23 protein-coding genes are annotated in these 24,871 nt (G+C 64.6%); 6 read left to right on the top strand and 17 right to left on the bottom strand.

Going from position 1 to position 24,871, the window contains the following annotated elements; translation table 11 throughout:
- The first annotated feature begins 265 nt into the window (after nucleotides 1-265).
- The 4 genes from A5791_RS03980 to A5791_RS03995 all read left to right on the top strand — a co-directional run bounded on the left by A5791_RS03980 (nucleotide 266) and on the right by A5791_RS03995 (nucleotide 5,389).
- The gene (locus tag A5791_RS03980) at nucleotides 266-1,750 is read left to right on the top strand and encodes an NAD(P)/FAD-dependent oxidoreductase (RefSeq protein WP_067231435.1); all 1,485 of its coding nucleotides are present in this window, start codon (nucleotides 266-268) and stop codon (nucleotides 1,748-1,750) included.
- An 87-nt stretch (nucleotides 1,751-1,837) separates the two neighbouring features.
- Complete coding sequence (locus A5791_RS03985) at nucleotides 1,838-2,551, top strand: pirin-like bicupin family protein (protein WP_231995793.1); 714 nt, start codon at nucleotides 1,838-1,840, stop codon at nucleotides 2,549-2,551.
- A gap of 68 nt (nucleotides 2,552-2,619) precedes the next feature.
- Nucleotides 2,620-4,035: a YhgE/Pip domain-containing protein gene (locus tag A5791_RS03990; protein WP_067231441.1), complete on the top strand. Its 1,416-nt coding sequence runs from the start codon at nucleotides 2,620-2,622 to the stop codon at nucleotides 4,033-4,035.
- A gap of 229 nt (nucleotides 4,036-4,264) precedes the next feature.
- Nucleotides 4,265-5,389, top strand: a complete 1,125-nt coding sequence (locus tag A5791_RS03995) for a phosphodiester glycosidase family protein (RefSeq protein WP_067231444.1) — start codon at nucleotides 4,265-4,267, stop codon at nucleotides 5,387-5,389.
- Here A5791_RS03995 and A5791_RS04000 read toward each other — a convergent pair.
- From A5791_RS04000 to fadD5, 14 genes are all read right to left on the bottom strand, one after another.
- Nucleotides 5,386-6,051, bottom strand: a complete 666-nt coding sequence (locus A5791_RS04000; protein ID WP_067231447.1) for a YoaK family protein — start codon at nucleotides 6,049-6,051, stop codon at nucleotides 5,386-5,388. The two genes, A5791_RS03995 and A5791_RS04000, sit on opposite strands and share 4 nt — an antisense overlap.
- A 13-nt stretch (nucleotides 6,052-6,064) precedes the next feature.
- Nucleotides 6,065-6,859: a mammalian cell entry protein gene (locus tag A5791_RS04005; protein WP_067231450.1), complete on the bottom strand. Its 795-nt coding sequence runs from the start codon at nucleotides 6,857-6,859 to the stop codon at nucleotides 6,065-6,067.
- Nucleotides 6,826-7,389 carry a mammalian cell entry protein gene (locus tag A5791_RS04010; protein WP_067231453.1) on the bottom strand — a complete coding sequence of 188 codons (564 nt, stop codon included), beginning with the start codon at nucleotides 7,387-7,389 and terminating at the stop codon, nucleotides 6,826-6,828. Before A5791_RS04010 ends, A5791_RS04005 begins: the two co-directional genes overlap by 34 nt.
- Nucleotides 7,386-8,330: an RDD family protein gene (locus A5791_RS04015; protein ID WP_067231520.1), complete on the bottom strand. Its 945-nt coding sequence runs from the start codon at nucleotides 8,328-8,330 to the stop codon at nucleotides 7,386-7,388. Before A5791_RS04015 ends, A5791_RS04010 begins: the two co-directional genes overlap by 4 nt.
- 775 nt (nucleotides 8,331-9,105) lie before the next feature.
- On the bottom strand, nucleotides 9,106-9,807 hold the full coding sequence (locus tag A5791_RS04020; protein ID WP_067231457.1) for an Mce protein: 702 nt from the start codon (nucleotides 9,805-9,807) through the stop codon (nucleotides 9,106-9,108).
- Nucleotides 9,777-11,360, bottom strand: coding sequence for a virulence factor Mce family protein (locus tag A5791_RS04025; RefSeq protein ID WP_067231461.1), 1,584 nt, complete (start codon nucleotides 11,358-11,360; stop codon nucleotides 9,777-9,779). The genes A5791_RS04020 and A5791_RS04025 overlap by 31 nt, the downstream gene beginning before the upstream one ends.
- Nucleotides 11,354-12,559: a virulence factor Mce family protein gene (locus tag A5791_RS04030; RefSeq protein ID WP_067231464.1), complete on the bottom strand. Its 1,206-nt coding sequence runs from the start codon at nucleotides 12,557-12,559 to the stop codon at nucleotides 11,354-11,356. Before A5791_RS04030 ends, A5791_RS04025 begins: the two co-directional genes overlap by 7 nt.
- Nucleotides 12,556-14,205, bottom strand: coding sequence for a virulence factor Mce family protein (locus A5791_RS04035; RefSeq protein ID WP_067231467.1), 1,650 nt, complete (start codon nucleotides 14,203-14,205; stop codon nucleotides 12,556-12,558). Before A5791_RS04035 ends, A5791_RS04030 begins: the two co-directional genes overlap by 4 nt.
- Nucleotides 14,202-15,782: a virulence factor Mce family protein gene (locus tag A5791_RS04040; RefSeq protein ID WP_067231470.1), complete on the bottom strand. Its 1,581-nt coding sequence runs from the start codon at nucleotides 15,780-15,782 to the stop codon at nucleotides 14,202-14,204. Before A5791_RS04040 ends, A5791_RS04035 begins: the two co-directional genes overlap by 4 nt.
- Nucleotides 15,779-16,819 carry a virulence factor Mce family protein gene (locus tag A5791_RS04045; RefSeq protein ID WP_067231474.1) on the bottom strand — a complete coding sequence of 347 codons (1,041 nt, stop codon included), beginning with the start codon at nucleotides 16,817-16,819 and terminating at the stop codon, nucleotides 15,779-15,781. Before A5791_RS04045 ends, A5791_RS04040 begins: the two co-directional genes overlap by 4 nt.
- Nucleotides 16,816-18,129 (bottom strand): MCE family protein, encoded by a 1,314-nt coding sequence (locus A5791_RS04050; protein ID WP_067231477.1) that lies wholly within the window; start codon nucleotides 18,127-18,129, stop codon nucleotides 16,816-16,818. Before A5791_RS04050 ends, A5791_RS04045 begins: the two co-directional genes overlap by 4 nt.
- Before the next feature lie 4 nt (nucleotides 18,130-18,133).
- A complete protein-coding gene (locus A5791_RS04055; protein ID WP_067231482.1) occupies nucleotides 18,134-19,003 on the bottom strand; it encodes an ABC transporter permease in 870 nt (289 codons plus the stop codon).
- A gap of 1 nt (nucleotide 19,004) precedes the next feature.
- Nucleotides 19,005-19,721 carry an MlaE family ABC transporter permease gene (locus tag A5791_RS04060; protein ID WP_369828013.1) on the bottom strand — a complete coding sequence of 239 codons (717 nt, stop codon included), beginning with the start codon at nucleotides 19,719-19,721 and terminating at the stop codon, nucleotides 19,005-19,007.
- Between the two features lie 377 nt (nucleotides 19,722-20,098).
- Nucleotides 20,099-21,733 carry a fatty-acid--CoA ligase FadD5 gene (gene fadD5, locus A5791_RS04065; RefSeq protein WP_067231485.1) on the bottom strand — a complete coding sequence of 545 codons (1,635 nt, stop codon included), beginning with the start codon at nucleotides 21,731-21,733 and terminating at the stop codon, nucleotides 20,099-20,101.
- A gap of 138 nt (nucleotides 21,734-21,871) precedes the next feature.
- On the opposite strand from fadD5, the gene A5791_RS04070 reads away from it, so the two are divergent.
- Nucleotides 21,872-22,564: a GntR family transcriptional regulator gene (locus A5791_RS04070; RefSeq protein ID WP_067231488.1), complete on the top strand. Its 693-nt coding sequence runs from the start codon at nucleotides 21,872-21,874 to the stop codon at nucleotides 22,562-22,564.
- On the opposite strand, the gene A5791_RS04075 is transcribed toward A5791_RS04070, so the two are convergent.
- Together A5791_RS04075 and A5791_RS04080 are read right to left on the bottom strand one after the other, a co-directional pair.
- On the bottom strand, nucleotides 22,561-22,998 hold the full coding sequence (locus A5791_RS04075) for an SRPBCC family protein (RefSeq protein WP_067231491.1): 438 nt from the start codon (nucleotides 22,996-22,998) through the stop codon (nucleotides 22,561-22,563). The two genes, A5791_RS04070 and A5791_RS04075, sit on opposite strands and share 4 nt — an antisense overlap.
- Nucleotides 22,999-23,049: 51 nt before the next feature.
- The gene (locus A5791_RS04080) at nucleotides 23,050-23,544 is read right to left on the bottom strand and encodes a thioesterase family protein (RefSeq protein WP_156660980.1); all 495 of its coding nucleotides are present in this window, start codon (nucleotides 23,542-23,544) and stop codon (nucleotides 23,050-23,052) included.
- A gap of 14 nt (nucleotides 23,545-23,558) precedes the next feature.
- Here A5791_RS04080 and A5791_RS04085 point away from each other — a divergent pair, with 14 nt between their 5' ends.
- On the top strand, nucleotides 23,559-24,668 hold the full coding sequence (locus A5791_RS04085; RefSeq protein ID WP_067231527.1) for an alcohol dehydrogenase catalytic domain-containing protein: 1,110 nt from the start codon (nucleotides 23,559-23,561) through the stop codon (nucleotides 24,666-24,668).
- A 113-nt stretch (nucleotides 24,669-24,781) separates the two neighbouring features.
- Here A5791_RS04085 and A5791_RS27020 read toward each other — a convergent pair.
- The coding region (locus tag A5791_RS27020) for a hypothetical protein (protein WP_231995795.1) at nucleotides 24,782-24,871 on the bottom strand (90 nt) is incomplete at its 5' end.

Here is a 24,871-nt window from a genome sequence, read left to right on the forward strand (position 1 = left end):
TCAGCCGTCTGGTTGTCGCGCAGGAGTAGGCGAGCGGCGCAGGATGAGGCCGTGGACGAAGCAGCGAAGGTGGGCGGCGTGCAGACGACGCGGCCACCGATGAGGGACGGTCGATTCAGCGATTCTGGATAACCATGTAGCTACCTGGTCCTGAAAGCCGGCGCAGTGATCCGCGAATTGGCCATTTCGGGAGCGTTGGCGATGACGACGTGCACGTGAGCCCGACGGCTCGAAAAGTACCTGGTACCTGAGGTACCGTCTTCTCATGGCATCGGAGCCGTTGGACGCGATCGTCGTGGGGGCCGGTTTCGGGGGCATGGGCGCAGCGATCCAGCTCAAGTGGGTCGGCTACCAGAACTTCGTCATCTTGGAGCGGGACAGCGACCTCGGCGGAACGTGGCACGTCAACAGGTACCCGGGTCTGGCCGTCGACATCCCGTCGACTACGTACTCCTACTGGTTTGAGCCCAACCCGAATTGGTCGCGGCTGTTCGCGCCCGGCCAGGAGCTCAAGAAATACGCCGATAGCGTCGCCGACAAATACGACGTGCGCCGTCACATGCGGTTCGACACCACCGTCGAGAGTGCGCGGTGGGACGAGGAACTTCAGCTCTGGCAAGTAACGGTGGCGGGCGGCGATACGTTGTCAGCGCGGTTCCTCATCGCCGCGACCGGGTTCCTCTCGCAGCCGCATACCCCGGAGATCCCGGGTATCGCCCACTTCAACGGTCGCACGATCCACTCCACCGCCTGGGACCACAGTTACGACCTGAATGGTCGCCGCGTCGGCCTCATTGGCACCGGCGCCACGGCGGTGCAACTCATCCCGGAATTGGCCAAGCGCGTCGCCGACTTGACGGTGTACCAGCGCACCGCAATCTACGTCGTGCCCAAAATCGACTTTCGAATACCGACACCGCTACGACGGGCGTTCGGACGAATTCCACAGCTGCAAAGGGCATTTCGTTATGTCACCGACAATGTCCTGGAGCTGATGCTGATCTCCGCGGTGCTGCACTATCGGCAGTTCCGTAGGCTCAACATGACCGCCGCCTACTTTTCGGGGATGCTCCGGTTCGCATCGATCCGCGACAGAGAGCTGCGCCGAAAACTCACGCCAGATTACGACTTCGGCTGCAAGCGTCCGACGTTCTCAAACACCTACTACCGCACCTTCACCAAGCCGTCCGTCCATCTGGAAACCACCGGCATCGAGCGGATCGAACCGGACGGCATCGTGACCGTCGACGGCCGTAAGACGCAGATCGACACGCTTGTGCTGGCCACCGGTTTCGACCTGTGGGACGCCAACTTTCCGGCAATCGAGGTCATCGGTCGCGAGGGCCGCAACCTCGGAAAGTGGTGGCGCGAGACCAAATTCCAAGCCTACCAAGGCGTGTCGATGCCGTACTTCCCAAACTTCCTGAACCTGGCGGGCCCGTACTCGTACAGCGGATTGTCCTACTTCGACACGATCGAGCGCGAGATGCGGCTTATGGCGCGGCTGCTCGGCGAAGTCAGGCGCCGTGGCGCCCGCACCTTCGAAGTGACTGAGGAAGCCAACGCACGCTTCCTCGATCGCATGACTGAACTGCTCGACAATTCGGTGTTTTACCGCGGCGACTGCGCCACGTCGCGGTCGTATTACTTCAACCACCGCGGCGAGGCGACGCTTCTGCGGCCCACCTCCACCCACAATGGGATTGCCGAAGCTTCTCGGTTCCCGTTGAGCGACTACCGAATCGCCTGACCACCGAAGGATCAACGAAATCGGCACGCCTCATGCTTCGTCGCCAAAGCCGCATCAAGTCCAGGTTCGGCATGGAAAATTGAACCCGTGCAGATAAGACGCGCGGCCGACCGGGCGGTCACCACCACGTCGTGGCTGACGTCCAAGCATTCGTTCTCATTCGGCGATCATTACGACCCCGACAACACCCATCATGGGGTGCTGCTGGTTAACAACGACGACATCGTCGCGCCCGCAACGGGATTCGATACACACCCGCATCGGGACATGGAGATCGTGACATGGGTGCTGCAGGGCGAACTCACACATCAGGATTCCGTTGGCAATCGCGGCGTGGTCTACCCCGGCCTGGCGCAACGCATGTCGGCGGGGAGCGGAATCCTGCATTCCGAAAAGAACGACTCGCGGACGGAGCCGGTGCATTTCGTGCAAATGTGGGTGATCCCGGACCAGACCGGCATCTCCCCGAGCTATCAGCAGCACGAAATCGACGAGGACGTGTTGGCCGGTCGCCTGACGACGATCGCATCCGGCATCCCCGGGCACGACGCGGCCATCAGCCTGCACAACCGCAGCGCCGCGCTGCACGCCGCCCGCTTGCAGCCGGGCGGCGCGATCACCCTGCCCGCGGCTCCCTATCTGCATCTGTTCGTGCCGCGCGGCCGGCTCACGCTGGAAGGGGTGGGCGAACTCGGTGAAGGCGATGCGGTCCGGCTCACCGACGACGACGGCCGGCGGGTGACCGCCAGCGAGCCGTCGGAAGTGCTGGTCTGGGAGATGCATGCCATGCTCGGCCGGTAGCACCACAAGTCGGTAGCACCACAAGTCGACAGCACCACATAGAGTGGGCGCGACAGAGAGGAGCCCGCATGCCCCAGACTCAACCGCGGCACGCGGCGCCCAATCCGCTGAAGGCAATACGGACCGTGCGGTTCTGGGGGGCGCCGATCGTCATCACGCTGGCCCTGATGTCAGCGCTGTGTGCCCTCTACCTGGGCGGCATCCTGAACCCGACGACCAACCTGCGCCATTTCCCGATCGCCGTCGTCAACGAGGACGCCGGGCCTGCGGGCGCAAAAATCGTGGAGGAAATGGTCCACAGCCCGCAGTTGGACAAGAACAAGTTCGATGTGCGGGTGGTGCACCCTGACGAGGCGAAGCGGCTGATGGACGCCGCGAAGGTGTACGGCGAACTGTTCATTCCGGTGAACTTCTCGACCAATCTTCGCGAGTTCGGCGAGAGCTCAGTGACGCCCAACCGCCCAAGCCGGCCGTCGGTCACGATCTTGACCAACCAGCGCGCCGGTACGTTGGGCTCGAGCATCGCCGGGCAGACCTTCTCCCAGGCCATGGTGAAGGCCAATGCCCAAGTGGGCCAGTATCTTTCGGAGGAGGTCGCGGCCCAGACCGGTGGCGCCCCGTTGACCGGGGCGTCGGCGTTGGGGCTCGCCAGCCCGATCGACGTGAAGTCCGCGGTGTACAACCCGCTGCCCAACGGCACCGGCAACGGTCTGTCGGCCTTCTACTACGCGCTGCTGCTGCTGTTGGCCGGCTTTACCGGCAGCATCGTGGTCAGCACGCTGGTGGACTCGATGCTCGGCTATGTACCGGCCGAATTCGGCCCCGTCTATCGCTTCGCCGAACTGATCAGCATCTCCCGATTCCGCACGCTGTTGGTCAAGTGGGGATTGATGGTGGTGCTGGCGCTGCTTACCTCTGCGGTTTACCTCGCCATCGCCCACGGCCTCGGCATGCCCGTCGACCGCGGCTGGCAATTGTGGATCTACGGGGTGTTCGCCATTAGCGCGGTGGGTATCACGTCGAGTTCGCTGATCGCGGTGCTGGGCTCGATGGGAATGCTGTTCAGCATGCTGGTCTTCGTGATTCTCGGATTGCCGTCGGCCGGCGCTACGGTTCCGCTGGAAGCCGTGCCGACCTTCTTCCGCTGGCTCGCGAAGTTCGAGCCGATGCACCAGGTCTTCCTGGGCGTTCGGTCGCTGCTGTATCTAAACGGCGTTGCGAATGCCGGTCTGTCCCAGGCGTTGCTGATGACGGCCATCGGATTGGTCATCGGGTTGCTGCTCGGCGGAATCGTCACGCGCATCTATGACCGCAGCGGCTTTCACCGGATCCCGGGGGCGGTCGGTCTGGCGATTGCCGAGGCGCACCAGGCGCAACATCAAGCGCAGAAAAGCAAGCGCGATACCAGTGCTGATGCGGAGGCGGTAGGCGATCCTCAGAGCGCGCCGGAAGCCGAACTCGAAAGTCGAAGCGAGCAGACGTAATTCCGGCGTCCTTCCTGTCGGGGCGCCCACGGGCTTTCCGCGTGAACCCTGGGCTTTGCGTGTGAATCGTTGGCTTTGGAAGTGAATCCAGGGCGCATTCAGGCGCAGAATCCCGCCCTATGTTCACCCTCAACGCCGCCAGTTCACACCCGAGGACCTGCTGCAACGAGAGTGCCGCCCAACCGTCGCGGGGCTGTTACCAAAGTTGACAGTGTGATTGGTGTGACTAATGCTTGGATGTTGCTATCGCGTCCGGGCCGAAAGGGCAACCGTGCTGACACCACCTGCCGGCGTGCGCCGGCTGGCCGCTTGCTGCGCAGCGGTGGCTGTGTGCGCGACCCTGAGCGCCACCACCGGCCAGCCCCCGGCCCGCGCGGCCGATGGCCGGGAGATGCTGGAGAGCGCGATCGCCACCACCAAGGGCTCGTACCTGGTCTACAACTTCGGCGCCGGTCACCCCACGCCAATGCTCAACGGCGGTGGCAGCTGGTACGAGATGAACAACGGCGGCCACCTGATGGTCATCAAGAATGCGTCGCAACGGCTTCAGCCGCACCTACTGGTCGACACCCACCAAGGCGACCAGGCGCGCTGCGAGAACAACCCGGGTGCCCGCACCGGCGAGGGGCTGTGGCAGGCCTCGGAAACCTACGCGCCCCTGCAGGCATGGCAGCGGATGGGGCAACCGACGATCGCGATCAACGCGAACTTCTTCGACGTACGTCCGCAGAAGGGCGGCACCTGGAGGTCGACCGGGTGCAGTTCGCCGCTGGGCGCATTTGTGGACAACACCCACGGCCAGGGCCGGGCCAACCAGGCCGTGACCGGAACCGTCGCCTATCCCGGCAAGCAGGGACTGTCCGGCGGCGGTGAGAGCTGGACGTCGTTGACCACGATGATTCTGCCGGCCGGAGGTGCGCCGTACGTGTTGCGGCCCAAGGGAACACAGGACTACGACGTCGCAACTCCGGTCATCCAGGATCTGCTCAACAAGAACGAGCGGTTCGTGGCGGTGGCCGGGATAGGACTGTTGTCCCCCGACAAGACCGGCCAGCTTCACGACGGCGGTCCCAGCGCGGCGCGGACGGCTCTCGCCTACGTCAAGCAGCGGGACGAGATGTACATATTCGAAGGCGGCAACTACACGCCCGACAACATCCAGGACCTGTTCCGCGGGCTGGGCAGCGACACGGCGATCCTGCTCGACGGCGGCGGGTCGTCGGCCATCGTGCTGCGCCGCGACACCGGAGGCATGTGGGCCGGGGCGGGGTCGCCCAGGGGCTCTTGCGATACCCGCCAGGTTCTCTGCGATTCGCATGAGCGGGCATTGCCGAGCTGGCTCGCGTTCAACTAGCCGAACCGGAAGATCAGCATACTCACCGCAATCACCGCCGCCGCCAGCGCGAATACCGGAGCGACGACGAATCGTGACATCGTCGCGCCGACCGCCGCACCGGTGCACATCGTCAATACGACGCTGAGGCGCAGCCTCCCCCTTGCGCCCGTGCCACCGGCCAGCCGGCTGTCCACTCCGAGCCCGACGATCGTCGACGTCAACACCGTGGTGCTCAGCTCTTGGATGCCGAACTGCCGGGCCGTGGCATGCTGCAGGCCGAAAGTCACTGCGAGACAACCGATCAGGATCAGCTTGGTGTTGTCGCCATAGCGCAACATGCCGGTGCCCGCCAGCACCGACATCGTCACCAACAGCGTTATCTCGATGCCGAACACCGTCGTCAGCCACGGCCGCGTCCGATCACCGAATTGCCGCGTCAAGCGGCCACTGAGGACGGTGGCGCAGACGAACGTCGGCAGCGCCACCACCACCGCGGTGAGGTCGATGCTGGTTTTCGGAGCCAACCAGAAGCCCAGGAATATCACGTTGCCGGTCATGTTCGCGACGAACACATGGCCGAGCACCAGGATGCTGATCGAGTCTGCCAGACCGGTGGCAAAGGTCAGCAGCAACAGTGCCGTGACGGTCAGCCGTTCGGATACCGGCGAAGTGACGGGCATGCGCTCCGGCCGGCTAGAGCTGAGGCGTCATATTCACGGAGGTAACGGTCGACATCCTGGTCACCAGCCAGCGGCCATGGTCGTCACGCGTCATGTTGACCCGGTAGGCCAGGTACAGCAGGCCTGGAATGTTCTTCTTCAGTGCACTTTTGGAAGTCGTGTTGGTGTACACGATCGCGACGGCGTTGGTGCCGACGAGCGATTCGACGGCCGCGCCGGTGACTTCGGTGCTGCTGGTGATCTTGTGCTGTTTGTAGGGCGACGCGATCTCGCTCATGACTTTGCGGTACTGGGCGGCAAAGTCGCCGGAGAGGTACTTCGCTGCCCGGTCGGCGAGGGTGTCGATGTTCTCCGGCGTGTATGACCACAGCGTCGTGATGGCGTCGGCCGCAGTGCGCGCCACCTTGAGTTTGGTTGCGACAGTAGCGCGTTCGGATAGGTACGCCTGCATGGTTGCGCCCGCGAACGCCGCAGAGCCGACGAACAGCAGGCTCGCCACCAGCGCGATCGCGACGGCGACGCGCTTCCCGAGCAGTCGCTTGGCGCGGGGATCACGGTCTTTCTTGCCCTTGGCCACCTTCTTGCCCTTGGCCGCCTTCTTGCCCTTGGGCGCGGGCTTCTTCTCGCGGTCCTTACCTTGCGCCGCGTCACCCTCGCCCTTTTCGGAGGCAGATCCGGATTCTTTAGTGGCAGCGGCGTTTTCGTCGGTTTCGGCTTGTTCGGTGTCGACTTCGGCGGTCTCGGTAACGTCGGTTCCTGACGAAGCGTCGACCGTCAGATCACCTGCAGCAGGCTGCTGATCTTCCACTGATTCCCTTCCTGCTTGGCGGTTACGGTCCAGCGATCGATGTTATGGAATACCTGGTTTTCATCGGCGGACTTGGAGGTGACGTCGGTGGCCACCAACACGGTGGCGGTGCCGTCGTCGTTCCACCGTTCCACGCCGGCCCCGTCGGTCAGGACGGTGCCGGTAGTCCGCTCGGCGCGGGCGATGGTGAGCAGTGTCTCGTTGGCCGTCTCCTGGAAGTGCTTGGCGAATTCGCCGGTGGCTTGCGCCAAGACCCGGTCGACGTAGTCGTTCGCGTGGTACGGATCGATGGTCGTGAAGCCCGTCATGAACCAGGTCACGTAACTGAGCACCTCGCGGTCCTTCTGCGCGGCTCGCCGATGCGACTCATGGGAGATCAGCATCAGAGTGGATGCCGTGATCGCCGCCACCGTCAGCAGCACCACCACTGAGGCGATGAGCGGCCACTCCCACCGCCGCCTGGGCAACGGCGCAGCCTGCGCGCCCAGCAGCGGCCTCTCGTCGGGCCGAAACTTGCGGCGAGGGCTCATCTTCCCTCCCGCGGCGGTTTCGGCCTGGACAGAACGGTGAGGTCGTCAACGCGCCAACGGCCGTCCGCGCCTTTGACGAAAGCCACGCGAACACCGGCGGTGATATAGCGCTGGTCGGCCCCATCACCCCGGCGGCCATGCAGGAACACCAGCATCTTCGCCCAATCCGGACCAGCCGACTGAATCGCGCCGTCGGTCGCCCAGTACTCGTTGACCACCGGCTGCCCCTTTCGCACCACGTCCTGCTCGTGGGCAAGTTGTGGCCGATATTTGTCGGTAGCCAGCGATAGGGCACGGTCAAAATCCTGTTGCAAGGATTTCGGGTCGTACGTCAGCATCTGCGCCACCATCTTGGGGCCCTGAACCGCGATCTCCGCGCGCGTCCGGTCGGTCGCCTGTTGCTGGGTGTACACCACCGCATAACTGACGCGGGCGCCATCCATGCAGAGCGCCGCCGCGATCAGCACCGCCAGTGCGGTCCAGCGCCCGATGTTGCGCGGCCGGCGGTCGTGTTCGACGCGGTGTACCTCGGTGCCCACCAACATGTCGGCGAATGTCCGGCGATCGGGATCCCACAGTGGCCATAGCCATCCCACCAGCAACGAAGCGGTGTCAAGGAGATGGGCCACGTCGCGCAGCAGCAGCGTCCATGCCCCCGGTGCGCTGCCGTCGCGACGTAGCACCGCGATTCCGCAGAACGCGCGACCCAGGCTCCAGCCGGTGACCACTGGCAGCAGCAACCTGTTGACCAGCATCAGTAGAAAGACAACCCCGCCAACGGAAAGACATATCCACCACCACGCGCTGTGCAGTGGCACGGTGAAGAAGACCAGCAGCATCGTGGTCACCACCGTCATCGCCGGCAGGACGTCGATCGCGAAAGCGCCCGCGCGAACGTGCCAGGGCGCCAGACGGGCCTCCCCGCCTGACTTGTGGATGATTACGGTGGTCCGATCGGTTTTCGGCGATTTGCTGAGCTTCGCCGCGCGGGCAATCTGCCCGATTCGGGACCCGGATTTCGGCGACTGGCGGAGCGTCGGCTCGGTCGCGACCTGCGGAACTCCCGTCCGGTACACCAAGATCAGCGTCGCGGTCGTCAACAGCATCAGAGCGCTGAACGCGACAACCTGGATTGCGAACATCGTGTTGTACGACTTGATGAATTGATCCCAAGACTGGTTGTAGTCATGGTCGAACCACCAATACACGCCGTTGTACCTGAAGATGTCCTTGAAACCGACGTCCTTCTTGATGCGGGCGGGATAGTTGAAGTACCGCAGCACCAACGACGTGATGTTGAGTCCGATCAAAGTGATCGCCGGGTAAACCACCAGAGCACGTCCGCTTCGGCGCTGCTTCATCAGCGCTATACCACCGGCCACGATCAGGAGCCCCAACAAGATCTGCGCCAGGGACGAGACGATGACCCAAGGCAAGCGCCAGTCCTTGAAATCAGACCCTTTGACGCGCTCACCGGCCGTCCACATCAGCAAGCCGATCGGCCAGCAGGCGTGCACCAACCCGGCTACCACGGCGAGGACTCCCGCTACGCTGATGGCACCCCTGCCGCCAGACGACGCAATGCGCGCCTGTAGACCCATTGGTTTCTCCCGGGAAGCCACTATCGAACCGCTGCTGATCACAACTCTGGCGCCAAGCTCGTGTTCGATGAGGCTTGGAAAATCACCGTGGTCTGAGTTTCCTCGACCAGCAACGTCACTTCGTCACCGATTCGACCTTCGAAACCTTGTACTGTCCTTCCACGGGCATCATCGTCACCCGCAGCCGGTACCCGATTTCCTGGTTCTGGGCAGCACTGTTGGACACCTTGACGCGCAGCGCGACGAGGACATTGACCGAACCGTTGTTATTGGTGCGTTCGACCGCGGCGCGATTGTCCACCACTTGGACATGCGCATTTGCGGCTTGATAAGCCTGCATGAGCATGCTGGTGTACATCAGGGCCTGGGAGCGATATTCGTCGGTGCCGCACTCGACGATCTTGCGTTCCGCCTCGGCCATCGCGCTGGTGTCCGGCGCCTGCGTCGCCGCGATGCAATCCGTCGCGGCTTTGAGTGCCGCCGCGTTGTTGCGCGCTATGGCCTGGCTTTCGTGGTGCGAACGCAACGCCAGATAGCCGCCGACGCCGAGGCCGGCGGCGGCCAGTAGCAGCGCGGCGGTGATGGCGGCCAGCCAACCGCGACCCAGCCGCGATGGCTTACGCGCGGCCGCCGGTTGGTCGGCTGCGGTTCCGGACTCCGGTGGATCTTCGACCGTCGCCTCTGTGGTGGCCTGGTCAGTCTGCGATTCCGGGGAATCCTCGGTCTCGATCACGGTGGTGACCTGTTCTGCCTCGGATTCAGGTGAATCGTCCGCGTCGGTGGGGTTCAGCCGGCTGGTGCCAGCATCTCCTTCCATCCGTCGTCTCCTGTTTTGGTCGAGTTTTCGACGGAGTACTTCACGCCGTCGGGCCCTACCACTTCGCCGCTCTGAGGGTTGTATATCGCCGTAGGGGGACCGCTCGGAGTGTAGACACACGGGTTGGGCTGTTGTCCGTTGCACTGCACGGTACCTGAACCGGGCCGTTGCAACGGGTCACTGGTCGGGGGTGGCGTCAGACCGCCGGGTGGTAGCCGGTCGGCGGGTGCAGGGTTCAGGCCGGTGTTGATCGACGGCGCCGGGATTACCATGCCTGGCCGCACCGACTGATCGCAGCGAGCCGCAGGCGCCGGGCAGGTCAGGATCTGGTTCGGGTCGCCGTACCAGGGGTTGGTGCCCAGCGGGACGTACGGCTTAGGGTCGCGGCACTCGCGGGGTGTGGCGGCGCGCTTCCCCGGGACGTCGACACACGGAATGTTGCGCGATCCGCGCACGCTGTTCGCCGGGGTCTCCATCGGAATCTTGCAGTATGTACCGGTGGGCAGCGGCGCGAGGCTGGTGTCGGCCGGAGACCGCCATTCCGAAGCCGGGATGAAGCCGGTCAGGCAGGGCGGCGGCAGGTTGATCGACGGCGCGATGTCCAGTGCGGCCATGTTCGGGAACGGCGCGGACACCGTCTGCGCTATCGCCGCGCCCTGCGGCAGGAACACCAGCGCCTGCTCGACGCCCTTGTTGTAGCGCTTGAGCATGTCTATGACGACCTCGAGGTTCGCCAGCACCTGCGGCAGCGATTCCCGGACGTCACTGAAAACCTCGTTGACCTGGTCGGCCGTCGGCGCGGCCTGACGCAGGATGCTGCGCAGGTTCTGGTCCCGTTGGGCAGATTGCCTGGCCAGGCTGTTCAGGTTGCGCGCCCAGCGCTCGATGGCGTCACCGGACTGCACCTGACTGTCGATCACCGGCCCGGAGTGCTGAATGATGTCGTTGACGTCGTTGATCTGGGTCTTGAAATCGCCGACGATCGCCTGGGTCGAGTCGACGAGCCGTTGCAGGGCCGGCCCCAACCCGCCGACCGACTGCGCCGTCTCGTCGAGCAGTGAACTGATCTTGTCCTTGGGCAGCTTCGCCAAACCGCGGTTAGCGGTGTCCAGCGCCGGCCCGATTTCCTCGGGCACGGTGTTCTTGCAATCCGGCCCCGAGCCGCAGGTGATGGTCTGTCCGTCGGCGTAGTACTTGCCCTGCTTGCCGCCTTTCGACACCAGGTCCAGGTACTGCTCACCGACCGCCGACACCGAATGCACGTTCGCGGTCGCGTCGAGCGGGATCTTGTAGTCGCTGTCGATGCTCATCGTGGCTTCGGCGCCGGTCTTGGTCGGTTCGACGGAGGTGACCTTGCCGATGGTGATGCCGCGATAGGTCACATTGGCCGTCGGGTACAGGCCACCCGATGCCGGCAACTCGGCCTTGAGGGTGTAGCGGCCGATGCCCACCAGGCTCGGAACACGCAGGTAGTACACCCCCAGCACGAGCAGCACGACCACCGTCATGATCGAGAACAGGATCAGCTGGCGTCTGATGAAGGGAGTTAGCATTGCCCTCTCTCCGCCCTTTCCACCAGGGGCCCGCCGGGGGCGTCGTTCGGGTTCGACGTGTAGCGGACGTCGGGAATCATCGTCGCGGGGTCACGCCCGTACGACTGCTCGAGCGCGCGCAGGGCGCCGGACAATCCGGTACCGGTCAAGAACGCGTTGTCGACCGCGCTGTAGGTCACGTCCAATGTCAGGTTTACGTTCACATAGTCACCGCGGAACATCTTCGGGACGGTGTCGATGTCGAACGGCTGGGTCAGGATCAACTTCAACGCGCCGATCAGGTACGGCGACGCTCGGCCGAGTTCCCGCAGCGGGCATTCCAGCGCCTGTAAATCGGTATGCAGGGGGCCGCGGGCTTCGCCCACGTATTGCGCGGTGACCTGACTCAGCCTGCCGACCGAATCGACAGCGTTGATCAGCAGATTCTGCGTGTCGGCGAAATGCTTGATCAGCGGCGGAACGTCGGTCAGCACCCGCTCGAGGACGTCGTTGCGGCCACCCACGTAGGTCAGCAGCCGGTTGGTCGAGTCGATCGCGTGCGTGATGTCGTCGCGCTGCTCGTTCAGCTGACGGGTGAAGGTGTCCAGCTTGCCGAGGAACGCGCGAATCTGCGGGCCGCGCCCGTTGAGAATGTTGTAGACCTCGTTCTGCAGCGTTTCCAGGTTCGGGATTCCGCCGCCGCGCAAGACCAGCGAGAGACTCGCCAGTGTCTGCTCGGTCGTCGGGAAGGCCGACGAATTCTTCAGCGGGATGGTGCACGGCCCCTTCTTGCCGTCCGGCCCGACGCAGCCATCGCTGAGCAGCCCCGGCGAGGGATTCGGCGGCGAGAGCAGCTCTACGTGCTGAGATCCCAGCAAACTGGTCTGGCCGATCCTGGCCATCGCGTTCTTGGGCAGCTTGGCGGTCTTGCTGACACCGAGAGTCAGGGTGGCGATCCAGTTCTTCAGCTCGATGGCCTTGATCGAGCCGACGAACACGTCGGCGACCATCACCTTGCTGTTGCCGTTGATGGCCAGCGTGTCCGGCATCTGCACATAGACCGTGTAGGAGTCCGCCCCGCTGCCCGGGCCGCCCGGAATCGTGACGTTCGAGATACCCCGCCAGCCGCATGAGCTCAACATCAGTGCGGCTACCAGCAGCACCAGACCCTGCCACGCCCGGCGGCGGAGCAGACTGGTCACGCGCGTCGCCCGGTTCACTGACCCGCTCCTGCCTCAGCCGGCAGCGGCGCTCCGACCGGTGCGGGTGCCGGCGCGTTCCCCGGGCCTGGGCCCGGTGTCGGGGCGACGGGCCCCGGACGGACTTCCGGCGCCGGCGCCGGCGGCTGGACCGGCACCGGCGCAACCAACCCGATGGGCGGCAGGATCGGGTTCTCGTCGTACGCGTTCGGCGGCCCGGGTGGGGTCTGCAAGGTCGACTGGACAGGCTGGATGTTCGGGCCGCCCATGAGTTCGGATAGCGATTCGGGAGTCATCAGCCCGGCCGTGATCGGCCCCACCTGGGTTCCTTGCATCCCGGGGGCGACGATCCAACCCGTTTGCGTATTGCGGTGCGACAACGGCGTATCCGGCACCCAGATACCCGGAACGGTGGTGTCCTTGTAGCCGTTCGGCGGTTGCAGCCGCGGTTCGGAGTATGCGACTTCCTTCGGCAGCGTCTCGGCCGTGCTGAACAGGTTCACCCCGAACGGAAGGTAATTGAACTTGATCGCGTCCAGAATCGGCGCCAGATACTGCGCACACAGTTCGGCCGACTCCTGATAACCCAGCCTGCTGCCGGCCTGGATCGAGCTGCAGATGAACTGCATCGGGTTGGCGAAGTTGGTGATGGCCGGAATGGCCACAACCGAACCGTGCGACGGGTGGTAGATCTGATTGACGTTCGCCGCGGCTGTCGGAAGGACGTGCAGGGCCGTTTCCAACCCGTTCAGCGGCTCCGACTGAAGCAGCGTGTTCGTCACGATCTCCAGGTTCTTGACGTCGGTGGACAGCACCTCACGGTTCTTGTCGAGGAACGGTCGCACGGTGGTGAGCAGCGAGTCGATCTGCTGTATCGCGTTGGACAGGTCCTGGTCGGAGTGCGTGAGCCGGGTGGTGAACGACGCCAGGTTCTGGTTCAACGCGACGAACTGCTGGTCATCCTGGTGCAGCGCGTTGACGAAGAGCGCCAGGCTGCGCACCACCGCAAAGAAGTCGCCGCGGCCCTCGTTCAACGCGTTCAACGCCTGCGAGAGGTTGTTCAGCGTGGTGTTGAACTGCTTGCCCTTGCCGGCCAGCCCATTGGCGAACGACTCGATGACTTCACCGAAGGGCCCCTCGCGCTGGAGAACCGTGCAGCCCTCCCCGGATTCCCGCGGGCAGGTCGGACCCAGCTGGGAAATGATGTGCGTGATGTTGTTGCGCAGCTCGTCCCATTCCGTCGGCACTTTGGTGCGCTCGATCGGGATCACCGCGTTGTCGCGCAGCACCGGGCCACCTTTGTAGGGCGGCTCCAATTGAATGCTTCGCGATGCCACCAGGGTGGGGTTGAGGATCACCGCCTGGGCATCCGCCGGGACTTTGTATTTGTTCTCGTAGTGGAAAACAACCTTCATCTTGTCGCCGGCCGGCTCGATGCTGTCGATCGCGCCGACCTTCAAGCCCATGATCTGGACCTTGTCACCGGCATAGAGAGCGTTCGCGGCCGGGAAGTATGCGGTGACGCTGTTAGTCGTCAGCTTCTGGAAAAGGTTCCAGCCGACGTACGCCGCGACGAGCCCCAGTACCACCACCAGTGATCCGATGATCACCGATGCCCGCGACATCTGCGGCAACTTGATGTTGCGGATATCGAAGATGGTGCTCAATTCTGGCTACCTCCCGTCAATCCGCTACCACCCGCTCCACCCGGGTTGATGAACGGCGCCGGCAGTTGCGGCCCCGGTCCCGGTGGCGCCGGCGGACCCGGCGGCAGGCCCGGCGCGAAGGTCGACGGCGGTGCCGGCGGCGCCTGGTCGGTGCGTGCGAGCGGAGGCGCGCCAGGGATCGGCACCGGGGTGCCGGGGACGCCCGGAGCTTCCTGACCGGGGCGAGCGCTGCCCGGTATGCCCGGAGTGGGCGGCAGGCCGTCCGGGTTCGGCGGCGAGACCTGCACGTCGAGCGGAACCGGGAAGCCACCGGGTATCGGGCCGTACGGACCTTGCATCGCCCCCGCACATGGCAGCGGATTCCACGGGCGCGGCAGCCCCTCGTCGCCGACGGTGACATTGCCGCCGGGGTTCGCCGGCGTGTACGAGCACGGTGATCCAGGTCCGACGGCCGGTCCCGGGTGATCGGGCGTGCCTTCCAGCACCCGCGGTGCCGGCGGCGGCGCACCGTTGGGGAACCGGGTGCCATTGGGGTCGGGCCACCGGAACTCGGGCAGACCGGCGCTACGCCAGAAGTTCTCCGGGTCCAGGCCGCGCTTCTTGAACGCGGCGTCGATGAACGGCTGCACGATCTGACCCGGGAAGAGGTTGTGCAGGACCACTTTGAAGAACGGGCCGGAACCGATCGCCTCGTTCAGCGACGGCAGGAACTTGCCGACCTCGACCAGGCCGGTAGCCAGATCGTCTTTGCGTTGCACCAGGGTCTCGCTGACCGTGCGCAGCTGTTCGAGCACGTGGTTCAGGTTCGGGTTTTCGTTGATGAAACCCGACAGCTGCTCAGAGAACGACGAGATGTTGCTCAGCAACGCGTCGATCGCGCGGCCGCGCTCTTCGAATGCTGCCAGCAATGTCTTCGCGTTGACCAACAGCCGGTCCACCTGTTGGCTACGGTCGCCCAGGACGCTGGCGACCTGGTTGGCCTGGGCAAGCAGATGCTTGATCTCCTCGTCGCGCTTGCCGATCGTGTCGGAGAACTTGGCTACACCGTCGAGCGTCGCGCTCAGGTGCGGATAGGTCTGGTCGATGGTCTGTGACAACACGTGCAGCGACTCTTTGACCGAGCTGATGTCCCAGTCTTTGGCGGCCTTGGTGACGTCGAAGAACGCGTCGTAGATCTGGTAGGGCGTAGTGCTCTGTCCGATCGGCAAGGTGGCGTTCGGCGCCAGCAGCTTGTTGCCCCGCGCCTCGATCTCGAGGACTTTCTTACCCAGGATGGTGTCGGTGCGCACCGCAAGCCGGCTCTCGGTGCCGATGCGGTTGGTGCCGATCGAGAACTTCATCACGATGTGGTCACCGTCGATCTTGAGTTCCTCGACCTTGCCGACTTCCATGCCGGCAATGCGTACCTTGTCGCCCTTGTTGAGCCCCCCGGTGTCGCTGAACTGCCCAAAGTAGCTGGGCCGCGCGAAGATCATCGGCACGCTGGTGAAGCTCTGGCCGACGCCGATGACCAAGATGGTCACCACGATGCCCATCAGCCCGATGTGAAGTCGGTTCGGAGGTTCGAGAGTTCTCATTGCGGCGAGCACCTACCCGACGGCTGGTGGAAGAGCCGGACCGTGCGGACGGGTCCGCCGGCCTGTAGCCCATTGATTTTCAGCGTGATGTCGCAGGCGTAGAAGTTCACGAAGTCGCCGTACGAACCGATGCCGCGCCCGATCGAGTTCAGTGCGGTGGGCACCTTTTGGAGGAAGTCGAGCAGTTGCTGGCGCTGATCGATGAGCGGCTGCTGAATGGTGTCCAGGTAGTTGACCGCCTTGTGCAGCGACGCCCGGTCTTCGGCCAGCAGATCGGCGACCGTCCCGGCGGCATTGCTGATGTGCGCGGTCCCGGCGGCCAGCGGATCGGCGTGGTTCTTCAGACCGGTGATCAACACCTCGAGGTTGTTCACGGTCTGGTCGAAGTCCTTGCGGTGCCGAACCGTGGTGTCCAGCACCGTGTTGAGGTTCTTGACCACCTCGCCGATCGCGTGGTCGCGTTCGGCCAGCTGGTTGGTGAGCTGCGCGGTGTTGTCGAGAATGTCGTTGATGGTCCCGCCTTGACCCTGGAAGACCGTGATGAGCGTCTTGGCGATCTCGTTTACCTTGTCCGGGCTCAGCGCCTTGAACACCGGCTTGAATCCACCGATCAGCGCGTCGAGGTCCAGCGCCGGCGAGGTCCGCGAGAGCGGGATGAACCCACCCTTCGGCATGATCTTGTCGTAGCCCTCTCCGTCACCGCGCTTGAGCTCCAGGTAGCGGTTGCCGATCAGGTCGAGGTATCGGATCTGTGCCGTCGTCGACTGGTACAGCGGGATCGAGCGATCGACGTTGAACTTCACCCGCACACGTTTGCCGCCGTCGACCAGTTCGACCGTTTTGACCTTGCCGATCTCCACCCCGGAGGCGCGGACGAACTGGCCTTCCCGCAGTCCGCTGACGTTGCTGAACTCCGCGGAGTAGGAATTGGTGCTGTCGAAACGGATCTGCCCGAACACGATGAAGATCATCACAGTGAAGAGCAGCAGCACCACTGCGAAGGCGCTGAGTTTGACGATGGTCCCTTTGATACTCATGGGTTGATCGTGTTATCCCCTACCTGACGGCCCCACACGTACTCGATCGCGTAGGGCGAACCGGTGTCCACGTGGTTGTAAGGCGCAATGCTGTTACCGGCGTCCATCACCAGGGTGGGTGCCGGCCACAGGTCGCGGGTGATGTGCTGCCAGCAACCGGGCGCACCGCCCGGACCGCCGCGAGCGTTCACGCGGGGCAGGTTGTCCGGCCAGATGTAGGGATTCGGTGCGCCACCCACCACTCCGGCCAGCGCACCCAGCTGAGAGGCGATCGCGACGACCGCCGAAACCGGGTTCAGCAGGAGTCCCAGGCCGGACAGCAGTTGTGAGTGGCTGTTCAGCGAATAGCCGTTACCACCGAGGAACTGGGCGGCTTTGGGCTCGATGTCGTGGTAGTTGCGCACCGTGCAGAACAGCTCGGGGCTGTAGGTGTCCAGCAGTTGGGCGGTGGGCACCAGGTCGGCGGCACCTCGCGCCAGGTACGGTCCGCCGCGGCCGATGACGTCGGCGCCGGTGTTGCCGAAGCCGGCTGCCGACAACAGCGCTTGGTCCAGATCCTTTTGCTGCGCATTGATCGTCCGTGACGTGGTCACCGCGTTGTTGAGGAAGTCGAACAAGTCCGGCGAGGCGTTGGCGTAGACGTCGCCGAGTGCCGCCAGTCCCTGGATGTCGCGACGAGCCTGCGGCATCTGCGGGTTGATTTCATCGAGGACGGCGCTGCCGTTGACGATGGACTGGCCGAACTTGTCGCCCAATCCGGTCAGGGCCTGGGCGGCGGCGCTCAGCGTCAGGTTCAGCTTGACCGGGTCGACCCGCTCGGCGATCTCGGTAATGGTCTGGAACAGCGTGTTGATCTCGGTCGTCACCGACTTGGCCTCGATCTTGTCCCGCTTGGGGTCGAACTGCCCGCGGGGAGGCTCGTCCTTAGGCGTCGTCAGCGACACGTACTTGCCGCCGAACACAGTGGTGGCCTTGAGGTCGGCCCGCACATTCTTGGGGATCAGCGGGATGTACTTCGGGTAGACGTCCAGCGTGAATCGGGCGGCCGGCTGGCCGTTACGCGAGATCTCCTTGATCCCGTCTTGGGCGACCCGCCCGATCTCCACGCCGTTGAAAGTGACCTTCGAGCCCGGGTCCATCACCAAACCCGCCCGCGGCGACTCCATGGTCACTTTCGTCTTGGGTGTGAAACTTCCCCGGAATTGCCCGAACACCAAGACAAGAGCCACCACCAAAATGACCACGAAGCCGAGGCCCGCCAACTTGTACGGAGGGTTGCGTGGCTTGTTCAGCTTCCCCGGAGAAGTCATGGCGCTACACCGTTAGTGCGAAGTTGGGGTCGACGCCGTACAGCGCCAACGCAGCCGACAGAACAACTACTTGCACCGAGACCAGCGAGAAACGCATCGATCGGCCGACGGCCTCACCCACGCCGACCGGACCGCCGCCGGCGTTGTACCCGTAGTAGCAGTGCGTCACCATCACGACTGCCGCGATGATGATGGTCTCCAGGAATGACCAGAACACGTCATCCGGGCGCAGGAAGGTCCGGAAGTAGTGGTCGTAGGTGCCGTTGGACTGTCCGTACAAAACCGTCGTGACGATCCGGGGCGAGAGGAACGACATGACCATCGCCAGCGCGTACAGCGGGATGATCACGACCAGGCCGGCCACGATCCGGGTGGACGCCAAAAACGAGACCGACTTGATGCCCATGACCTCCAGGGCATCGATCTCCTCGCTGATCCGCATGGCCCCCAACTCGGCGGTAGCGCCCGCACCGACCGTCGCCGCTAACGCGATACCGGTGACCACCGGACCCGCGATGCGCACGTTGATCAGCGCGGCGAAGAACCCGGTGAACGCCTCAACCCCGATATTGCCCAGCGAGGCGAACCCCTGGATGGCGACCAGCGAGCTTCCCGACAGCGTCACGAAACCGACGATCGCGGCGGTGCCGCCGACGACGGCCATCGCGCCGGTGCCCATGCCGATCTGGGCGATCAGGCGCAGCGTCTCCTTGCGGTAGTAGTGCAGCGCGTGCGGAATCTGCCCCAGGCTGACCAGGGAGAACCAGGCCATCTGGCCGATCTCGTCCAGGCCCCGGTTGAAGACGCCACCGTAGTGCTTGACGTTGGCGACTGCCCGCGGGAAGCGCTGGCGGGCGACCGTTCCTGTCGACATGTCAGTGCCCCGTTCCGAATCGCACGCCGATCGTGGTGAGGATGACGTTGACCGCGTACAAGGCGACCACGCACAGCACCACGGTCTCGTTGACGGCGGTGCCCAGACCCTTGGACCCGCCGCGGACCGTCAGGCCGCGATAGCAGCCCACCAGACCGGCGATCAATCCGAACGTCGCGGCTTTGACCGTCGCGATGACCACCTCGGGCATGCCGGTGATGGTGGTCAGCGTTGCGAGGTAGGCGCCGCCCGACACGTTCTGCAGGTACACGCCGAAGAGGTAGCCGCCCACCAAACCGACCGTGATCACCAGACCGTTGAGCAGCGTGGCGACGACGGTCGCGGCGATCACCCGGGGCACCACCAGCCGGTGAATGGGGTCGATGCCGAGCACCTCCATGGCGTCGATCTCTTCGCGGATGGTGCGGGCGCCCAGGTCGGCGCATATGGCGGTGGAGCCGGCACCCGCCACTACGAGCACTGTAGTCAAGGGGCCGAGCTGGGTGACGGCACCGATGGCTGCGCCCGCGCCCGAGAGGTCGGCCGCACCGAACTGGGCGAGCAGAACGTTGAGAGTGAAGATCAGCAGCACGGTCAGCGGGATCGAGACCATGATGGTCGGCAGGAAGGCGACCCGCATGATGAACCAGCACTGCAGGATCAGCTCTCTCCACTGAAATGGCCAGCGGAACAGCGCCTTTCCGGTAAGTACGCACATCCGGAAGAAGCCGCCGATAAGGGTCAGTGGGGTTTCGAGCTGGTCGCGGGCCCACCCGATCGCACTCGGCCGCGCCGACGTCGACGTCACAGGTGCCCCCTCACGCCCGCGTACCCCAAGTTCCGCGGCGCCGCGGCGGATCCTGTCGCACGCCTCCTCCTTGCCCCAACCCCTCGGCATTGGTGGCGGCCCGCTGCGCCCGGCTGTGCCGCGCTGGCGAGCGCCACTCCATGTGTGACCCTCGGCTCCCTACCCGCAGGTAGTAACGGAGACCACAGGAATGTACCCGATGGCCGTCCAGGTGTGAACCGGATACGCACAATTAACCCTTCGTCAACAGTGAGCAAACGTTACAGATTGCTTCGACTTCCCTTTCTCTACGTTGAATCCCTTGGCGCAGAACGACTTTCGTACTGCTCTGGGGCGCCGTAACGCACCCGCAGTTCAGTTTTGAGGACCTTCCCGGCCGGGTTGCGAGGCAGCCGGTCTACGATTTCGAGCGCCTTCGGGTGCTTGTACCGCGCGAGCCTTTCGGTGAGGAACTCACCAAGCTCTTCGAGCCGAAGGCCCTCATCCGTTACCGCCGCGACCGCGATGGGTACCTCACCCCACTTCTCGTGAGCGCGGCCGATGACGGCGACTTCGACGATGCGGGGATGGCTCGCGAGAACGTTTTCGACCTCGGCGCAGTAGATGTTCTCGCCGCCGGAGATGATCATGTCCTTCTTGCGATCCACGACCCAGACGTAGCCGTCCTCGTCCATCCGGACCAGGTCGCCGGAATGGAACCAGCCGCCCGCGAACGCTTCCGCCGTCGCCTCCGGGTTGTTCCAGTAGCCGCTCATCATTGTCGGTGCGCGGTAGACGATTTCACCTACCTCGCCGACGGGCACGTCGTTCATGTTGTCGTCGACGACCCGGGCGGCAACGGTCGGGATAACCTTCCCGACCGATTTCCGCTTACGGATTGCGTCATCGCCGAGCAGCATGCAGGTGACCGGCGACATCTCCGTCTGACCGAATGCGGCCAGAATCTGGGTCCCGGGGAAGGTCGCCGACATTTCGTGCAGCAACGCATCCGGCGCCGGAGCGGCCCCCCATGACATCACTCGCAGCTTCAAGTCGCGGGGCCTGGCCTTCTGCTCGGCGCAGACCGCCTGCCACTGTGCGGGCACCAGAAAGATGCCGGTGACCTTTTCCGCCGCGAGCACGTCGAGCAACTGCCCCGGCTCGAACGCGCCGAGCGGATAGATCACCGTGGGGACCCCCAGCAGCATGCCGGTCAGCATGTTGCCGACACCCGCGATGTGGAACAACGGGACACCGATGAAACCGACGTCGTTGTTCAGGTCCACGCCGCTGGTGTAGAGCGTGGTCATCGTCTGACCGGCCAGGTTCGTATGTGTCAGCACGGCGCCCTTCGGACGGCCGGTGGTGCCCGAGGTGTACATGATCAGCGCCGGCGAATCGTTCGGTATGTCGACCGGTTGGTGCGCCTCGCCCGTCTCGTTGACCAAGTCCTCGTAGCCCGACACCGCATCGTCGCTGGCGGCACCGGCGACGATTGCGTTCAGAAGCGGCTCGATGTCTCGAACCGCGGTTGCCACCGGGGCCAGCACGGCTTCGGTGATCATCACCCGTGCTTCGCAGTCCTGTACCAGGAAGGCGATTTCGGCCGGCGTGAGCCGGAAGTTCAGCGGGACCGCGATGGCCCCGAGCATGTTGGCGGCCAGTACCGATTCCATGAACTCGGTGCGGTTGAGCATCAGGATCATGACCCGGTCGCCGAAGCCGACCCCTCGGCGGCTCAGTGCATCGGCCAGGGCCGTGACCCGCTGCCGCAGCTGCGCCCAGGTCACCGTGCGGCCCAAAAATCTCAGTGCCGTCGCGTTCGGCTGCATCATTGCGTGCCGCTCGAGCTGGTTGACCCAATTTTGCCGACGGGCCAGGTAGGGCTGTTCTTGAGCGCGCTTGTCAGCCTCGGTGAGGTGGCTGGCCAGTTGCGCGGTCACTCGGTTACTCCCCTTCACTCCAGCACCGCTTGCGACGGCTTGATATTTGATAAAACTTAGTGTTGTCTGGGTCACACTAATGGCGCTGGTACCCCCAAGACAAGACCCGATCAGACCCTGAAAGTCCTGGCAGCCGATGTGAACGCCCCGATCTCAGCGCGGCCGCGTAGCCGGCGGCCACTGCGCCGCGCACAGTTGTCCGATGAGGTCGCGGGCCACTTGCGGGCGGCGATCATGTCCGGAAAGCTGCGCCCGGGGACATACATCCGCCTGGATGAGACCGCCGCCGAACTGGGCGTGAGCATTACCCCGGTCCGCGAGGCGCTGCTGAAGCTCCGCGGCGAGGGCATGGTGCAGCTGGAGCCGCACCGCGGTCACGTGGTGGTGCCATTGACCCGGCAGGACCTCGACGACATTTTCTGGTTGCAGGCCACCATCGCCCGGGAGCTGGCCGCGGCGGCTACCGACCACATCACCGACGTCGAGATCAACGAGCTGGACCGGATGAACGATGCCCTGGCCGGCGCGGTCAGCGCCGGCGACGCCGACACCATCGCGACGATGGAGTTTGCTTTCCACCGCGTCTTCAACCAGGCCAGCGGCCGAATCAAGTTGGCCTGGTTCCTGCTGAACGCCGCGCGCTACATGCCGGTGCTGGTGTACGCCTCTGATCCGGAATGGGGGGCGGCGGCGGTCGACAACCACCGGCAATTGATCGCGGCATTACGCCGACGCGACACCGGGGCGGTAATCGAGCACACCGTTTGGCAGTTCACCGACGGGGCGCGCCGGTTGAAGGAGACGCTGGAGCGCGAAGGAATCTTCGGTTAACTGGCGAGCTGTTCGGCGCGCTTCTTGAGGTTTTCGGCGAGCGCATCCAGCACGTTGTTTGCCAGCATCTTCGCCATCGGCGCGGGCACCGGCATGCTGGGCTCGACGTCCAGGTCCACCGTCAGCAAGGACTTGTTGCCGACCTGCACCACGCTGAACAGTTGCTCCTGCTTGACGAACAGGTCGCCCTGTTGCATCACGGTCTGAATCTGGTTGGGCCCGGGGTAGTAGACGGCTTGAATATAGGTGCCCTTCATGCCTTGCACATCAGTGTCCAGCCGCAACTGACTGGGACGCCCGTCGTCGTAGCGAGCGAGCACCCAAGCGCCTTTGACCGCTTCGTTCCACTGCGGGTATGCCTCGAAGTCGGCCACGATGGCCATGATCGCCGCGGCGTCGGCGTCGACCTCGGTGGTCTTGCTCAAAACAGGCATTGCGGAAGCATATCCGGCTGCGCGGCAGCATATCCGCGCTGACTTGTCGGTCTACTGCGGTACGCAGGCGGTGGCCAGCAGCGATCGGATGGCATCGGGAATCGGGACCGGCTTGCGGGTGGACCGATCGACATAGACGTGCACCCAATGGCCGAGCGCGGTGATCGGCTGGGCCTCATCATGGGCCTGGTCGGCGCGTGCGTCGCGGAACAGCCCGAGCCGGTAGGTGACACTGCTGCGTCCCAGCCGGGTCACCGCGAGTCCCACCGAGAGGCCCTGCGGGAAGTGCAGCTCGGAAAAGTAGCGGCAGCCGGACTCGGCGACGATGCCCAGCGCAGGCGTAGTGAGCGGGTCGAGGCCGGTACTCGTGTTGATCCAGCCGTTGATCGCGGTGTCGAAAAGCTGGTAGTAGACGGCATTGTTGAGGTGACCGAACATGTCGTTGTCGGCCCACCGCGTTCCCACTGGCCATAGCACCGGGAAGTCTTTGCTGGTCAGCGTGTCCGAAGAGGCTGTGACCGGCGGGACGCCCGGGGGTGTGCTCATGGTTGTATTCCAGCATGTTTCACATTCGGGGCGCGGTACTGGAACGCATCGGTTCCCCCCGGCCATATGCCGAGTCCCGGCCGATCAGCGTCGGCGATCTCGCGCTCGACGTTCCGCACTCCGGTGAGGTGCTGGTCCGTATCGAAGCCGCCGGCGTTTGTCACTCCGATCTTTCGGTGGTCGACGGCAACCGGGTGCGACCGGTCCCGATGCTGCTGGGCCACGAAGCAGCCGGCATCGTCGAAGCGGTCGGGCCCGGCGTTACCGACCTCGCCATCGGTCAGCGGGTCGTGCTGGTGTTCTTGCCGCGTTGCGGCCGCTGCGCGGCGTGCGCAACCGAAGGCCTGACGCCATGCGAAGCGGGGAGTGCCGCCAACACCGCAGGGACGCTGCTGGGGGGCGGTATCCGGCTGGCCCAAGCCGGCCACCCGGTCTACCACCACTTGGGTGTTTCGGGTTTCGCGTCGCATGCCGTCGTCAACCGGGCGAGCGTAGTTGCGGTTCCGCCCGACGTGCCGCCCGAGGTCGCGGCACTGCTCGGCTGCGCGGTGCTGACCGGCGGAGGCGCCGTGCTCAACGTCGGCGATCCCCGGCCGGGGCAGGCGGTGGCCGTCGTCGGCCTCGGCGGAGTCGGGATGGCCGCAGTGCTCACCGCTCTGACCTACGACGACGTTCGCGTGGTCGCTGTCGACCAACTGCCCGAAAAGCTCTCGGCGGCAAGGCGATTGGGAGTGCATGAGACTTACACTCCGCAGCAGGCCACCGAGGCGGGCGTCAAGGCCGACGTGGTGGTCGAGGCGGTCGGTCACCCCGCCGCGCTGGAGTCCGCGATCGGGCTCACCGCCGCCGGTGGTCGTACCGTCACCGTGGGTTTGCCGCCGCCAGCTGCTCGAATCAGCGTGTCGCCGTTGGGCTTTGTCGCAGAGGGCCGATCGCTGATCGGTAGTTACCTCGGCTCGGCGGTGCCCGGCAGAGACATCCCGCGGTTCGTCGCGTTGTGGCAGGCGGGCCGGCTGCCGGTGGAGGCGCTGGTGTCGTCGACCATTCGGCTCGACGACATCAACGAGGCGATGGATCACTTGGCCAACGGCACGGCGGTGCGCCAGCTGATCACTTTCTCGTGACGAGCAGACTTGGCGGAACGCGGTAGACAGCCGAGTGTTGAACGAATTTCTTTATGCCCCAACGTGTTTGAGCTTCGATACGGTGGCGGTGGTGACCGGCGCCGGTGACCACGCTAGTTGGGTGTGGGTGGTGGTTGGGGTTGGAAGGGTTCATACCACCACCAGTCGGCGCGCTCCCCGGTGGGCCCGGCACAGGGCGGGAC

This window comes from Mycobacterium sp. 852002-51163_SCH5372311 (assembly GCF_001667115.1).
Lineage (GTDB): Bacteria > Actinomycetota > Actinomycetes > Mycobacteriales > Mycobacteriaceae > Mycobacterium.